Source organism: Pseudomonas fluorescens, from assembly GCF_000968015.1.
In the GTDB taxonomy this organism is placed as follows: domain Bacteria; phylum Pseudomonadota; class Gammaproteobacteria; order Pseudomonadales; family Pseudomonadaceae; genus Aquipseudomonas; species Aquipseudomonas fluorescens_W.
Window position 1 is genome coordinate 1 of the sequence record NZ_LACH01000020.1, and the last position, 14,531, is coordinate 14,531.

At 58.1% G+C, this 14,531-nt stretch carries 12 protein-coding genes and 1 tRNA gene; 2 read left to right on the forward strand and 11 right to left on the reverse strand.

The features are described from left to right. Positions 1-32 precede the first annotated feature (32 nt). The 3 genes from ampE to VD17_RS12190 form a co-directional block, all read right to left on the reverse strand. Positions 33-869, reverse strand: a complete 837-nt coding sequence (ampE, locus tag VD17_RS12180; protein ID WP_046054036.1) for a regulatory signaling modulator protein AmpE — start codon at positions 867-869, stop codon at positions 33-35. Between the two features lie 2 nt (positions 870-871). Further along, positions 872-1,441: a 1,6-anhydro-N-acetylmuramyl-L-alanine amidase AmpD gene (ampD, locus tag VD17_RS12185; protein WP_046054037.1), complete on the reverse strand. Its 570-nt coding sequence runs from the start codon at positions 1,439-1,441 to the stop codon at positions 872-874. Positions 1,442-1,505: 64 nt separating this feature from the next. Further along, complete coding sequence (locus tag VD17_RS12190; protein WP_046054038.1) at positions 1,506-3,716, reverse strand: DUF1631 domain-containing protein; 2,211 nt, start codon at positions 3,714-3,716, stop codon at positions 1,506-1,508. A gap of 282 nt (positions 3,717-3,998) precedes the next feature. On the opposite strand from VD17_RS12190, the gene nadC reads away from it, so the two are divergent. Next, the gene (gene nadC, locus VD17_RS12195) at positions 3,999-4,847 is read left to right on the forward strand and encodes a carboxylating nicotinate-nucleotide diphosphorylase (protein WP_046054039.1); all 849 of its coding nucleotides are present in this window, start codon (positions 3,999-4,001) and stop codon (positions 4,845-4,847) included. Between the two features lie 50 nt (positions 4,848-4,897). Here nadC and VD17_RS12200 read toward each other — a convergent pair whose 3' ends face one another. Next, the gene (locus VD17_RS12200) at positions 4,898-5,203 is read right to left on the reverse strand and encodes a DUF6388 family protein (protein WP_046046051.1); all 306 of its coding nucleotides are present in this window, start codon (positions 5,201-5,203) and stop codon (positions 4,898-4,900) included. A 315-nt stretch (positions 5,204-5,518) separates the two neighbouring features. Between VD17_RS12200 and VD17_RS12205 the strand changes: the two genes are divergently transcribed. Further along, positions 5,519-6,070, forward strand: coding sequence for a hypothetical protein (locus tag VD17_RS12205; RefSeq protein WP_046054040.1), 552 nt, complete (start codon positions 5,519-5,521; stop codon positions 6,068-6,070). Between the two features lie 7 nt (positions 6,071-6,077). On the opposite strand, the gene VD17_RS12210 is transcribed toward VD17_RS12205, so the two are convergent. The 7 genes from VD17_RS12210 to nusA form a co-directional block, all read right to left on the reverse strand. Beyond that, a tRNA-Thr gene (locus VD17_RS12210) sits at positions 6,078-6,153 on the reverse strand. A gap of 131 nt (positions 6,154-6,284) precedes the next feature. Next, complete coding sequence (gene pnp / locus VD17_RS12215; protein WP_008024453.1) at positions 6,285-8,390, reverse strand: polyribonucleotide nucleotidyltransferase; 2,106 nt, start codon at positions 8,388-8,390, stop codon at positions 6,285-6,287. A gap of 197 nt (positions 8,391-8,587) precedes the next feature. Continuing rightward, entirely contained in the window at positions 8,588-8,857 is a 270-nt protein-coding gene (rpsO, locus tag VD17_RS12220) for a 30S ribosomal protein S15 (protein WP_003177875.1), read from the reverse strand. A 117-nt stretch (positions 8,858-8,974) separates the two neighbouring features. Further along, the gene (gene truB / locus VD17_RS12225) at positions 8,975-9,892 is read right to left on the reverse strand and encodes a tRNA pseudouridine(55) synthase TruB (RefSeq protein ID WP_008149014.1); all 918 of its coding nucleotides are present in this window, start codon (positions 9,890-9,892) and stop codon (positions 8,975-8,977) included. A 3-nt stretch (positions 9,893-9,895) separates the two neighbouring features. Further along, complete coding sequence (gene rbfA, locus VD17_RS12230; RefSeq protein WP_008149016.1) at positions 9,896-10,297, reverse strand: 30S ribosome-binding factor RbfA; 402 nt, start codon at positions 10,295-10,297, stop codon at positions 9,896-9,898. 159 nt (positions 10,298-10,456) lie between these two features. After that, the gene (gene infB, locus VD17_RS12235; protein ID WP_033058116.1) at positions 10,457-12,985 is read right to left on the reverse strand and encodes a translation initiation factor IF-2; all 2,529 of its coding nucleotides are present in this window, start codon (positions 12,983-12,985) and stop codon (positions 10,457-10,459) included. 27 nt (positions 12,986-13,012) lie between these two features. Beyond that, a complete protein-coding gene (gene nusA, locus VD17_RS12240) occupies positions 13,013-14,494 on the reverse strand; it encodes a transcription termination factor NusA (protein WP_046054041.1) in 1,482 nt (493 codons plus the stop codon). Positions 14,495-14,531 lie beyond the last annotated feature (37 nt).

Sequence of the window (14,531 nt, forward strand, 5' to 3'; positions counted from 1 at the left end):
CGAGTCCATCCAATTACAGGGGATCAGTGTGCTTACGGAAGGACGGTCCACAACGCAAAACCGGCGTACCAGAGCACCGCCGCGCGCAGCAACAGTTCCCAGATCCGGTCGAGGCTGTTGATGCCGTCAGGCCCGACCACCGGTGCCGGGATTTCACCGGCCACCAGCCCGACCTTCTCGATCAATTGGGCGGCGCTGATGTTCCAGTTCAGCAGTTCGTGCAACATCACTCGGCTGACCGCGACAAAGTTGCCGACCAACGCAAAACTCGCCGCCAACAAACGCACCGGCACCCAGTCGAACGCATGACGCAGTTTTGCCGCGCGCTCGACCACGGCCGGGTTCTGCCCGTGTTCTTCGGCCAGGGCCAGCAGTCGATAGCTCAGGGCGGCGACCGGACCCAGCAGGAAGTACCAGAAAATCACCGCGAAAAAGCTCTGATAAGCCTCCCACAGCAGATGCCCTTCGACCCGTTCCAGCAGTTGTTCGCCGCTATCGGCGCAGATCCCCAGGTCGCGGTTCGCCACATGAGCGGCCGCTTGCAGGTCTTCCCGGCGCCAGGCATCGCGAAACGGCCCGAGACCGGCCAACAGATCACCGCGACCGAGACTGTAAATCACCACCAGCAGGTGCACCGGCAACGCCAGCAGACCGTAAGCCACCGGGTCCAGTACCAGCAGCAGCAAACCCAGCAGTGCCACTGGCAACAACACCAGGATCACCAAAACCAGCCACGGACTTTTCGCCAGACGCGGACTGACCTCAAGCTTGTTCAGCTCGCGAACCCATCCACCATCGCGCTGAATCCGATGACGCAGGGCCGAGAACTTCTCGATCCAGACCGCCAACAGCAACACCAGAAAACTCATTGTTACTCCTTATCTTCCAGAGCAGCTTTTGCCAGGGCGGCGCGATAGCGTGCCCAGTCGAACGCCGGCCCCGGATCGGTTTTGCGCCCGGGTGCGATGTCGCTATGCCCGCAAATGCGCTGTGCGGTGATGGCCGTGAAGGCGCTTTGCAACTGTCGGGTCAAGGTCGTCAACGCTTGATACTGAGCGTCGGTGAACGGCAGATCATCCGTGCCTTCAAGTTCGATGCCCACGGAAAAATCGTTACAGGTTTCCCGGCCTTCAAAACTCGAGACGCCGGCATGCCAGGCACGCTCAAGACAAGAGACAAACTGAGTGACGGTGCCGTCACGTTCGATCAGAAAATGCGCAGACACACGCAGGTCGGCGATCCCTTCAAAGTAGGGATGCTCCGTGACATCCAGACGATTCTGGAAAAATTCCTGCACCTTGCCGGTAGCGAACTGCGCCGGCGGCAGGCTGATGTTGTGGATCACCAGCAGGGAAATTTCGCCCGAGGGGCGCGCATTGAAGTTGGGCGAGGGGCAAATATCTACGCCCTGACACCAACCGCTCGCGGGGTCCAACTGCATAAAGGTTCCTTCAACGACGACTGTGTAGGCGCCCAGTATGCCGCGATAGACCCTCGGGGCGCGATCACTTGCCGCGATTGAGGCGCCGCAGGTTGCCGATCACCGACTCCAGCGCCCGGTCGAACAGCAAGGTGTCGTCCAGCGCGCGCACCGCGCCACGACGGAATTCCAGCGCCAGACCGGTGCGGCTGCGCTCCAGCACTTTCATCCCGGTGCGGTTGACGAAAATGTACTTGCCGGTGGCTTCAATGATCGCCGCCAGCTTGCAACGAAGGGTGTTTTCCTCGTCTTCCTGAAACTCGACCCAGCCCCCCAACCGCAGTTGATCGACCTGAAGCAGACCGGCATCGTCCTCAGGCAAGCGCACTGAAGCCGTATCGACCGGCCCTTCGTCCGCGGTTCGCAGGACGACTTGCTGCCGCACTTCGACCATTACCGGTGTATCGACAGACTGTGCAAGCTTTTGCCCTGGACGTTCGAACAGCTGAACGTGCAAGGCTTCCAGCTCACTGAAAAATTCGCTGGTGGCGAACGGATCGAAGGCCGAACTGCTCAGCCCGTCGCGCAACGACTTGAGTAACCCTGGCACCAGCGCCAACAAGCGCAGGCTCGCATCGGGTTCATCATGACGCTGCACGCTCCAGATCAATTGCTCCATGGACTGCACATCGGCGTGCCACTCGGCCGACTGATCGCCGTGCTTGAGACAGGTCAGCAGCAACACCTGGCTCCACGCTTCCTGAACAAACACCACCACCCGTTGCGGCAATACTTTGCCCAACAAGGCCTGATTCAGCACCTGTTCGACGCGCTGACGGGCCAGTTCAGTCCTGGCGCGGCCTTCTTCGGCGTCACGGGTACGTTGCTCCAGCAGCTCGCTGCGACGGCGCTCGTCGCTGGTGAAGGCGAGAAAATCCGCGAGCAATTCGGAAAAGACCGCCGGATCATCGACAAAATCGTTCAGCAACCGTTGCACCACTTGCTCGATGCGCAGATACAGGCTGTCGCGCTCATGGTCATCGCACTCGCCCCAGCCCATGGCTGCGGTGGCGATTTCATTGAGCAGGCGCCGGGCCGGGTGACTGCTGCGGCTGAAGAAGCTCTTGTCGAGCACCGCCACTTTCAGCATCGGAATCTGCAAACGGCCGATCAACGCCTTGAGCGAGTCCGGCAGGTTGCGGTCATCGAGGATGCATTCGAAGAGCATGGCAATCAGGTTGATCACGTCTTCGTCAGCCACCCCGACCACGCGTGACTTGCCGCTTTTAACGCTGACCCGGGTCAGCAGCTGTTCGAGCTGGTTTCGCAGATCGAAGTCATCCTGGGCTGCCGGCGCCGGCACGTATTGCTGCAAGTGCGAGAGCAGGCGCATTAGGTCACGGGTGGAAATCGGCTGGGTCTGGGCACTGGCTTCGAGCGTTGGCGCGACACTGCCACGCACGTGAAACAGCAACTCCTGCAACGCCGCGAAAACCTCCTGCACGCTGTCGTCGATCGGCGGGCCACCGACACGAGTGTTGGCCTGTGCGGGTTCAGTACCGACGCTGGCAGCCGCACGATCCGTGGACCGACGCGCAGGGGCGGGCTTGAGGTCGGGCAGCACACCGGTGGCGGCCAGCAACTGATTGGCTTCGGCGTAGAGCTGATTGGCATCCCTGAGCACATAGCGTTCGAACAGTTTGAGGATGATCAGCTTGACCTTGATCTCCACCCCCAGGTTGCGCCCGGCCTGCATAAAGTACTCGCAGAGCATCGCCGGCCCCATGGGATTGTGCTGATCGAGCAGTTCCCTGCCCAGCAGTGCGCTGAGTCGGGCGGTCAGTTGGTCCAGGGCGAAGCCGTCGCGGTTCAGCACTTTGCTGACCATCGCCTCCACTGCCACGCTGCGCTCCATGTCGTCATTGGGCTGCCCCACCGAGGCGTCGAAGGCCAACGCCTGGGGCAAGGCAGACTGAGTGGTGTCGTACTGGGTGAGGCTGACAAAAGCCTCGAAGAATTGTTCGAGAAAGCCGCGCTCGATGTTTTTGCGCTTGAGGCGCAAGTCGCGCATGGCTTTGAAGAAGAGGTTCTGTTCGATGTCATTGCGGGCCCGGTCGGCCATCTCGAACAGCGTGTCGTCGGCGTTATCGAACAGTTCCTGCAAGCCATGCCTGAGCTGTTGGGCGGCCTTGTCGCGAACCTGAAGCAGAATCACAGGCAGGCGGGCGAGCGGCGAGTGAGTCGCCTGGTCGGTAGCAACCTTGTGCAAAGGCACTACATTCCCGTCGTTGTGCATTCAGGCCTCCTGAAACGGTGAGTCTTCGAAGTCGTCCATTCAAATCCACGTCAAAGCCATGACGTCAAAAGCAAGGCGGATTATCTTGCAAAAGATGTCCCCTCTACCAGCAGACTCTGCGTTTCACATTGAAATAGACACTTTGGCAGACGCTGACTCAGGGCCGATTGATCAGGCGAATCGACCAAATGCAGGTTTCAGAGCGATGGGAACGCCTCTGATGCCTTGGGTTGCCCAGCGCCATGGCCCTATAATCGGGCCACTTTGTTTGTGGAGTCCGTTATGCCGAATCTACGTCTCGCCGATTTGACCGCCGAAATCGAAGCCAACGTGCGCCGTGCGTTGCTCGAAGACATCGGCAGCGGCGACATCACCGCACAGCTGATCCCGGCCGAACGCCTGGCCAAAGCCACGATCATCACCCGCGACGCTGCCGTCATCTGCGGCACAGCCTGGGTTGATACTGTGTTTCGGCAGCTGGACCCACGTGTTGCGGTGCACTGGCAGGTGCGCGATGGCGAGCGGGTGAAACCCAATCAGGTGCTGTTCCACCTCGAAGGCCCGGCGCGCTCGCTACTGACGGGCGAACGCAGTGCACTGAACTTCCTGCAGTTGCTTTCTGGCGTGGCCACGCGCGCGCAGTACCTGGCGGATTACGTGGCCGAGACCCAGGTGAAGTTGCTCGACACCCGTAAAACCTTGCCGGGACTGCGTCTGGCGCAGAAGTACGCCGTGACCTGCGGCGGTTGCCACAACCACCGCATCGGCCTGTACGACGCCTTCCTGATCAAGGAAAACCATATTGCCGCCTGCGGTGGCATCCCGGAGGCCATCAAAGCCGCGCACAAGATTGCCCCGGGCAAACCGGTGGAGATCGAAGTGGAAAGCCTGGACGAGCTGAAGGAAGCCCTGGCGGCCGGTGCCGACATCATCATGCTCGATGAGTTGAGTCTGGATGACATGCGCGAAGCCGTGCGCCTGAACGGCGGCAAGGCGAAACTGGAGGCCAGCGGCGGCATCAACGAAAGCACGCTGCTACCGATTGCCGAGACCGGGGTGGATTACATCTCGATTGGTGCGATGACCAAGGATGTGAAGGCTGTCGATCTGTCGATGCGTCTGAGCCTCTGATAACGCCTGCGTGAATGAAAAACGCCAGCCTCGTGAGGCTGGCGTTTTTATCAGACCACCAGATTATTCATCTCGCAGTACTCTTCCCACTCGACGCCCAACACCTCGGCAGCCTCCTTGTGCAGAACAAGGCGCGCAGCCTCGAACTCTTCAGGGGTTGAGGTGTACTTGAGCGTCAGCTCCCACGGCTGCAAGCCCTGGGATTCTGCCTCATCCTCGAACGCCCACTGGATCTGGTCTTTCTGATCGTCGGCAGGCAAGTCCTTGATCTCTTCGGCTAGCTGGGGCGATTCCAGCAAGTACTTCTTCAGCGCTTCTGCGTGTCTGGCTTCTTGGGTCAATTCTTTAACGGTCATGGCGTTCTCTTTGATCTGGGGAATGGAAGATGGATCTGGATCATCAAGGATCTCTCTGACGCAAAAAACCGTTTGAAGCCCGGTTTGTCTGGCCTTCAGAACCATTCGGGGATCATCTGAAAACTGCAAAGTGGTACGTGTGCAAAGTCCGAATATAGGACCTTTGGCGGACGATTTATACGACTCTTTACATCAAATCTACAAAAAAACCGCTGATCGCACTTTCTGAAAATTTTCCTTCGATACCCAGGAACAACGTTCAAAAGGCAAAGTCATAGCGATGTGCCATCTAGGCACTTCACAAGGAACCCGGTGATGCGCAATTTTTCAAAGCGTCCGTCTACCCTGTTTGCAACCGGCATGGCTGCCCTGCTTCTTGGAAGCCTGGCACTGCCCAATACCGCTCAGGCCGGTTTGGAGTACAAATCCGACAGCGCTTCTTCTTCCGATAAATTCCTCGTTTACCATAACTATTACGGCACAGACGTGATGGTCAGATCCGACGTTAGTATCGAAGCAGTGGAACAATTACAAAGAATTGTTAAAACCAGCACGGCTGATCTGGAAGTTCTGAAAAAAACCGTCAGTGAACAGGCGCGCCTTATCGAAGAACTCAAGCGCCACAACGGTTCGAGCTCCAGCGCCAACGCCAGCGAAGTGACCGACCTCAAGCGCACAGTCAGCGAACAGGAAAACGACCTGAAAAGGCTTGCCAGCCAGGTAGAAGACCTCAAGCGCAGTGCCGGATCGAGTTCCAGCTCGAGCTCCAGCGACTTGTCCAGCCTGAAGCGGGAAGTCAGCGATCAGGACAATCAACTGGATCAGCTCAAACGGACCGTGGAAGATCTGAGCAGAAAGGTGAAATAACAGGGGATGGTGCCCGAGACAGGAGTCGAACCTGCGACCTTCGCGTTACGAGTGCGCTGCTCTACCGACTGAGCTACACGGGCGGTGCGCTAAACCTAGCACCGGGTTCAAGCGCCAGCAACTTCACGCGCTGTTTCGCAGACAAAAAAATGCCCCGCAGTTTTCACTGCGGGGCATTTTTTATAACGTTGAAGCGGTCAGGCGTGGGGAGTGATTAAACGCCCGAAGCCTTGGCTGCTGCTACGTCTTTGATGGACAGCTTGATACGGCCGCGGTTGTCCACGTCCAGTACCAGTACTTCCACTTCCTGGCCTTCTTTCAGGATGTCGGTCACTTTCTCTACGCGAGCGTCGCTCAGCATCGAGATGTGAACCAGACCGTCCTTGCCAGGCAGGATGTTGACGAATGCGCCGAAGTCGACGATGCGCTCAACCTTACCGACGTAGATCTTGCCGATTTCAGCTTCAGCGGTGATGCCCAGAACGCGCTGACGTGCTGCTTCAGCCGCTTCCTTGGTTTCGCCGAAGATCTTGATCGAGCCGTCGTCTTCGATGTCGATCGAAGCCTTGGTCTCTTCACAGATCGCACGAATGGTCGCGCCGCCTTTACCGATGACATCACGGATTTTGTCGGTGTCGATTTTCATCGCGATCATGGTCGGAGCGTTTTCCGACAGTTCGGTACGCGACTGGCCAATGATCTGGTTCATCTGACCGAGAATGTTCAGGCGCGCTTCCAGGGCTTGGCCCAGAGCGATCTCCATGATTTCTTCGGTGATGCCTTTGATCTTGATGTCCATCTGCAGCGCGGTAACACCTTTGGCGGTACCGGCTACTTTGAAGTCCATGTCGCCCAGGTGGTCTTCGTCACCCAGGATGTCGGTCAGGACGGCGAACTTCTCGCCTTCTTTAACCAGGCCCATGGCGATACCGGCAACCGGTGCCTTCATCGGAACGCCGGCATCCATCAGAGCCAGGGAAGCGCCGCAGACCGAAGCCATGGAGCTCGAACCGTTGGACTCGGTGATTTCCGACACAACACGGATGGTGTACGGGAACACGTCGGCAGCAGGCAGCATGGCCTGAACCGAACGACGAGCCAGACGGCCGTGACCGATTTCGCGACGACCAGCGCCACCCATGCGACCACACTCACCTACCGAGAACGGAGGGAAGTTGTAGTGCAGCATGAACGGGTCTTTTTTCTCGCCTTCCAAGGTGTCCAGCAGCTGTGCGTCACGGGCAGTACCCAGAGTTGCAACAACCAGAGCCTGAGTTTCGCCACGGGTGAACAGAGCCGAACCGTGGGTCTTCGGCAGAACACCGACTTCGATGTTCAGCGGACGTACGGTCTTGGTGTCGCGACCGTCGATACGTGGCTTGCCGTTAACGATGTTTTCGCGAACGGTGCGGTATTCGATTTCGCCGAAAGCCGCTTTGACTTCGCTGGAGGAAGGCTGACCTTCTTCACCGGACAGCTTGGCAACTACCTGGTCTTTCAGCTCACCCAGGCGAGCGTAACGGTCGGCCTTGATGGTGATGGTGTAAGCCTGGGAGATCGCGTCGCCGAACTCGGCACGGATAGCGCCCAGCAGAGCAGTGGCTTCTGGCTGTGGAGCCCAGGTCCAGGTCGGCTTGGCAGCTTCAGCGGCCAGTTCTTTAACGGCGTTGATCACGACCTGGAACTCGTCGTGAGCAAACAGTACCGCGCCCAGCATCTGGTCTTCGGTCAGCTCTTTGGCTTCCGATTCAACCATCAGAACGGCTTCCGAAGTACCGGCAACGACCATGTCCAGGCTCGAAGCTTTCAGTTGTTCGTAAGTCGGGTTCAGCAGGTAGCCGGTGCTTTCGTGGAACGCAACGCGGGCAGCGCCGATCGGGCCATCGAAAGGAATGCCGGAGATGGCCAGCGCAGCCGAGGTACCGATCATCGCAGCGATGTCCGGATCGGTCTTCTTGCTGGTGGAAACGACGGTGCAGACAACCTGCACTTCGTTCATGAAGCCTTCTGGGAACAGCGGACGGATCGGACGGTCGATCAGTCGGGAAGTCAGGGTTTCTTTCTCGGAAGGACGGCCTTCACGCTTGAAGAAACCGCCAGGGATCTTACCGGCAGCGTAAGTTTTTTCCTGGTAGTGAACAGACAGAGGGAAGAAGCCCTTGCCTGGATCGGCTTGCTTGGCGCCGACCACAGTCACCAACACGCTGACGTCGTCGTCAACGGTGACCAATACTGCGCCGGAGGCCTGACGGGCGATACGGCCAGTCTCGAGGGTAACGGTCGACTGACCGAACTGGAATTTTTTGATTACCGGGTTCACGGTGTCCTACCTTCTTTTGTGGCTCTTGGGGAACTTGTCTTCTTGCGAAATTCTTGGGCAACGCCGGGAATCGGCCCGACTGTCATTGTCCAGGTAAAGCAGGTATCCAGATAAAACTTGAGGCTGGGAGCCTGCCATGCGCCAGCGGGAAACCCACTGACGTACGACAGACAACCAACCTCTAGCGCAATCGCTTATTAGCGACGCAGACCCAGGCGACCGATCAGAGTCTGATAACGACCCAGATCCTTGCCTTTCAGGTAGTCCAGCAGCTTACGACGCTGGTTTACCATGCGGATCAGACCACGACGGGAGTGGTGATCTTTACCGTTGGCCTTGAAGTGACCTTGCAGCTTGTTGATGTTGTGGGTCAGCAGTGCAACTTGCACTTCTGGCGAACCAGTGTCACCAACAGCTTGCTGGTAGTCAGCTACGATTTGAGCTTTTTCTTGAACGTCGAGAGCCATGAGGCAATCCTTTTATCAGGAAACTGTTTCAAAGAAACAGCTTCAACAGGCCAGGGACAAATCCCTGTATCTAAAAATGAGTAGTGACCGTGCCTGTTAACAGCCACCCTCGTTCGGTCATTCTGACCGAATCAGTCGACGTGGCGCGATGCGCCCGTCTTCGCTCACTTCACCGATACCGATGAAGCGACCATTGTGATCCTGTACCCGTACCATGCCGAACTTCGGTGCATCCGGGGCTCGTACCGGTTGGCCGTTAAGCCAGTAGAACGAGCTGTGCTCCGAGAACTGCAACAGTGGCCAATCCAGCAGGCCGCTGTCCGATGGCATCAGGAAGCGGTCGACCGCTTCGTTGCCGCCTTCGGCATGTACCGCTTCCAACTCTTCCAGCGTGACCGTCTGGGCCAGCGTGAAAGGCCCGGCCTGGGTACGTCGCAGTTCAGCAACGTAAGCGCCACAACCGAGTTGCTCACCGATATCCTCCACCAGGGTGCGGATATAGGTACCTTTGGTGCAATCCACTGCAAGCCGCGCAGTATCACCTTCAAAGGCCAGTAATTCCAAGCGCGTAATAGTAACAGAACGCGGTTCGCGCTCCACTACTTCACCTGCCCGGGCCAGCTTGTACAACGGCTGGCCATCACGTTTGAGCGCCGAGTACATGGGCGGTATCTGACTGATTTGCCCACGAAATTTCGGCAGTACTGCTTCGACATCGGCGCGACCAACGGTCACCGGGCGTTCCAGCAAAACATCACCCTCGGCATCGGCCGTGGTGGTGGTCTTGCCCAGTTGCGCCAGGGTCTCGTAACCCTTGTCGGAATCGAGCAGGTATTGCGAAAACTTGGTGGCCTCACCGAAGCACAACGGCAACACGCCGGTGGCCAGCGGATCGAGACTGCCGGTGTGCCCGGCCTTCTCGGCGTTCAGCAGCCAGCGGACCTTCTGCAACGCCGCATTGGAGGTGAACCCCAGCGGCTTGTCGAGCAGGATGATGCCGCTGACGTTACGACGGATACGTTTGACCTGAGCCACCGATTACTCCTTGGTGTCTTCGGCTTCTGCCGCAACCGGATGCTGATTGTCTTCAGCAACTGCACGTTCGATCAATGCCGACAGATGAGCGCCACGCACGACACTTTCGTCGTAGTGGAAGTGCAGCTGCGGAACGCTGCGCAACTTCATTTCGCGAGCCAACTGCATACGCAGGAAACCGGCGGCGGAGTTGAGCACCTTGATGCTTTGCGCGATGTCTTCTGCGTTGTCCTGACCCATCACGGTGATGAAGATCTTGGCGTGACCGACGTCACGGCTGACTTCAACAGCGGTAATGGTGACCAGGCCGACGCGCGGGTCTTTGACTTCACGACGGATCAGCTGTGCCAGCTCACGCTGCATCTGATCGCCGATACGTTGGGTACGGCTGTATTCTTTTGCCATGTCTTGTTACCTGTTACTGCCCCACGGTGAAACCCGAAGGGTCTGAAAGCGGCAAACGCCCGGCCTGACAAAAGCCAGACCGGGCGTTGCGTTTAGAGTCCTGACGCTGTGCCGCGCATCTGCATGCGGCGGCTCATCGTGGCCCTTGAAGTGCGCGAGTTAGAGGCTGCGAGCAACCTGAACCTTCTCGAAGACTTCGATCTTGTCACCGACTTTGACGTCGTTGTAGCTCTTCACGCCGATACCGCATTCCATGCCGGCACGTACTTCGGAAGCGTCATCCTTGAAGCGGCGCAGGGATTCCAGCTCGCCTTCGAAGATAACGATGTCTTCACGCAGTACACGGATTGGACGGTTACGGTGAACAACACCTTCGATAACCATGCAACCGGCGATCGCGCCAAACTTCGGCGAACGGAACACGTCACGCACTTCAGCGGTACCCAGGATGTTCTCGCGAACATCGCTGCCCAGCATACCGGTGAGGGCTTTCTTGACGTCTTCGATGATGTCGTAGATCACGTTGTAGTAACGCATATCCAGACCTTCCTGCTCGACGATCTTGCGAGCGCCAGCATCGGCACGCACGTTGAAGCCGAACAGTACAGCGTTGGAGGCCAGTGCCAGGTTGGCGTCGGACTCGGTGATACCACCGACACCGCCACCGACAACACGCACTTGCACTTCGTCGTTACCCAGGCCGTTCAAGGCACCGTTCAACGCTTCCAGCGAACCACGGACGTCGGATTTGAGGACGATGTTGAGCGTCTTCTTCTCTTCCTGACCCATGTTCTCGAAGATGTTTTCAAGCTTGCCAGCGTGAGCACGGGCCAGTTTGACTTCGCGGAACTTGCCTTGACGGAACAGAGCCACTTCACGGGCTTTCTTCTCGTCAGCAACTACGCTCATCTCGTCGCCAGCGTCCGGGGTACCGTCCAGGCCGAGAATCTCGACAGGGATGGAAGGACCCGCTTCCTTGATTGGCTTGCCGTTCTCGTCGAGCATGGCGCGAACGCGGCCATAGTTCGAACCGACCAGCACCATGTCGCCTTGGCGCAGGGTACCGTCTTGAACCAGAACGGTCGCAACCGGGCCACGACCTTTGTCGAGACGCGATTCAACCACAACGCCACGGCCAGGGGCCGAAGGAGTCGCTTTCAGTTCCAGAACTTCAGCTTGCAGCAGAACAGCTTCGAGCAACTCGTCCACGCCAGTACCGACTTTCGCCGAAACCGATACGAACGGGGTGTCGCCGCCCCACTCTTCCGAAGTCACGCCGTGAACCGACAACTCGCTACGGATGCGATCGAGATCAGCGCCCGGCTTGTCGATTTTGTTCACTGCAACAACCAGCGGAACACCGGCAGCCTTGGCGTGCTGAACGGCTTCAACGGTCTGCGGCATTACGCCGTCGTCCGCTGCAACCACCAGGATCACGATGTCGGTCGCCTTGGCACCACGAGCACGCATTGCGGTAAACGCGGCGTGACCCGGGGTGTCGAGGAAGGTGACCATGCCGCGTTCGGTTTCAACGTGGTACGCACCGATGTGCTGGGTGATACCACCGGCTTCGCCGGCAGCTACCTTGGCACGACGGATATAGTCGAGCAGCGAGGTCTTACCGTGGTCAACGTGGCCCATTACGGTCACGACTGGTGCACGGGAGAACGCTTCACCTTCAAACTTCAGGGACTCGGCCAGGGAATCTTCCAGGGCGGTGTCGCTGACCAGGGTCACTTTGTGGCCCAGCTCTTCAGCAACCAGTTGGGCAGTTTCCTGATCCAGTACCTGGTTGATGGTCGCTGGAGTACCCAGTTTGAACATGAACTTGATGATTTCAGCAGCCTTGACCGACATCTGCTGGGCGAGATCGCCAACAGTGATGGTCTCGCCGATCTTCACTTCGCGCACAACAGGGCCGGTTGGGCTCTGGAAACCGTGAGCGTTGCGTTTCTTCAGCTTGGCCTTGCCGCGACCACCGCGACGGAAGCCATCGCTTTCTTCGTCGGTAGTACGTGGGGCAACGCGTGGAGCAGGCGCTTTTTCCTTGACCGAAGCACGATGCGGAGCGTTTTTGCGCTCACCATCGCCACTGCCACGACGACTGTTATCGTCGGCACGTGGTTTGTCCGGACGGCGCTGTTCGTTCTGCTTGTTGCGAACATCGGCAGACGGCGCTGGTGCAGCAGCCACAACCGGCGCGCTTTCACGTACTGGCTCGGCAACTGCAGCAGGTGCTGCAACGGCGTCGTTAGTAGCGGATTGCGCAGCAGCAGGCTGGCGACGCGCTTCTTCTTCGGCGCGACGCTTGGCTTCTTCTTCAGCCTTCTGACGTGCAGCATTTTCTACTGCGCGACGTTCTTCCAGTTCGCGTTTGCGCTCGGCTTCGATTTCTTCCGGGCTGCGCTGTACGAAAACTTTCTTTTTACGGACTTCAACGCTGATGCTTTTGCTGCCAGCAACACGCAGGGTGCTGGTGGTTTTACGCTGCAGCGTGATCTTGCGTGGTTCTTCCACTTTCGCCTTGTGGCTGCTTTTCAAGTGAGTCAGCAAAGATTGCTTCTCACTGTCAGTCACATGTTCTTCGGCGGCGGTGTGCGGCAGACCTGCCTCACGCATCTGCTGCAACAGGCGCTCTACCGGTGTTTTGACCTCATCGGCCAGTTGTTTCACCGTGACTTGCGTCATGCACTTCTCTCCTCAGGCCGCGCCTAATTACTCGAACCAGTGGGCTCGGGCGGCCATGATCAACTTGCCGGCACGATCATCGTCAATGCCGTCGATGTCGAGCAGGTCGTCAATAGACTGCTCGGCCAGGTCTTCGCGGGTAATTACGCCGCGCACCGCCAGTTCCATCGCCAAATCCTTGTCCATACCCTCAAGCGAGAGCAGGTCTTCGGCCGGATGGGCGTCTGCCAGCTTTTCCTCAGTAGCGATGGCTTTGGTCAACAAACGATCCTTGGCGCGAGCGCGAAGCTCGTTGACGGTTTCTTCGTCAAAGCCGTCGATGTTGAGCATTTCTTCCAACGGTACGTAGGCAATCTCTTCCAGGCTGGTAAAGCCTTCATCTACCAGCACCTGTGCCAGGTCTTCGTCGACTTCCAGCTCGTCGATGAAGTTGCGCAGGATGTCGCCGGTTTCTGCTTGCTGCTTAGCCTGGATGTCCGATTCGGTCATCACGTTCAGGGTCCAGCCAGTCAACTGGCTAGCCAGACGCACGTTCTGACCACCCCGACCAATGGCCTGAGCCAGATTGTCTGCGCCAACGGCGATGTCCATTGCATGGGCATCTTCGTCAACGATAATTGCCGCCACTTCAGCCGGCGACATTGCATTGATCACGAACTGAGCCGGGTTGTCGTCCCACAGGACGATGTCCACACGCTCACCGCCCAACTCACCCGACACTGCCTGGACGCGCGAACCGCGCATACCGATGCAAGCGCCTTGCGGGTCGATGCGTTTGTCCTTGGAGCGGACCGCAATCTTGGCACGCGAACCCGGGTCACGGGATGCGGCCATTACTTCGATCAGGCCTTCAGCAATTTCCGGCACTTCGATGCGGAACAACTCGATCAGCATTTCCGGCGCGGTACGCGACAGGATCAACTGTGGGCCGCGGTTCTCGGTGCGGATTTCCTTGAGCAGCGCACGCAGACGCACGCCAACCCGGAAGGTTTCGCGAGAAATGATGTCTTCGCGAGCCAGCAACGCTTCAGCGTTGTTGCCCAGGTCGACGATCACGTTGTCGCGGGTCACTTTCTTCACGGTGCCGGAGATGATTTCCCCCAGGCGCTCGCGATAGGCATCAACGACTTGAGCGCGCTCGGCTTCGCGAACTTTCTGCACAATGACTTGCTTGGCAGTCTGTGCAGCGATGCGGCCGAACTCGATGGATTCGATCTTTTCTTCGACTACATCGCCAACCTGGGCTCCAGGATGCGTTTCTGCAACCTTGCTCGGCCAGGTTTCGATGGCCGGATCGTCCAGGTCTGCTTCTTCGACGACCGTCCAGCGACGGAATGTCTCGTAAGCACCGGTGTGGCGATTGATTTCCACACGCAGATCGACTTCGTCCTCGAAACGTTTTTTGGTAGCAGTGGCCAGGGCCAGCTCCAGCGCTTCAAAAATTACGGTTGCCGGTACGCCCTTTTCATTGGATACCGACTCAACAACCAGCAGTACTTCTTTGCTCATCGTACGCCTCGCCTTTCGCAAGCCATTGGATCCGCGG

Bases quoted from the DNA above. Each gene is read 5' to 3' on its own strand.
- VD17_RS12190 (WP_046054038.1), bottom strand. From the start codon at position 3,716: ATGCACAACGACGGGAATGTAGTGCCTTTGCACAAGGTTGCTACCGAC.
- ampE (WP_046054036.1), bottom strand. From the start codon at position 869: ATGAGTTTTCTGGTGTTGCTGTTGGCGGTCTGGATCGAGAAGTTCTCG.
- VD17_RS12205 (WP_046054040.1), top strand. From the start codon at position 5,519: ATGCGCAATTTTTCAAAGCGTCCGTCTACCCTGTTTGCAACCGGCATG.
- nadC (WP_046054039.1), top strand. From the start codon at position 3,999: ATGCCGAATCTACGTCTCGCCGATTTGACCGCCGAAATCGAAGCCAAC.
- rbfA (WP_008149016.1), bottom strand. From the start codon at position 10,297: ATGGCAAAAGAATACAGCCGTACCCAACGTATCGGCGATCAGATGCAG.
- infB (WP_033058116.1), bottom strand. From the start codon at position 12,985: ATGACGCAAGTCACGGTGAAACAACTGGCCGATGAGGTCAAAACACCG.
- VD17_RS12200 (WP_046046051.1), bottom strand. From the start codon at position 5,203: ATGACCGTTAAAGAATTGACCCAAGAAGCCAGACACGCAGAAGCGCTG.
- nusA (WP_046054041.1), bottom strand. From the start codon at position 14,494: ATGAGCAAAGAAGTACTGCTGGTTGTTGAGTCGGTATCCAATGAAAAG.
- ampD (WP_046054037.1), bottom strand. From the start codon at position 1,441: ATGCAGTTGGACCCCGCGAGCGGTTGGTGTCAGGGCGTAGATATTTGC.
- rpsO (WP_003177875.1), bottom strand. From the start codon at position 8,857: ATGGCTCTCGACGTTCAAGAAAAAGCTCAAATCGTAGCTGACTACCAG.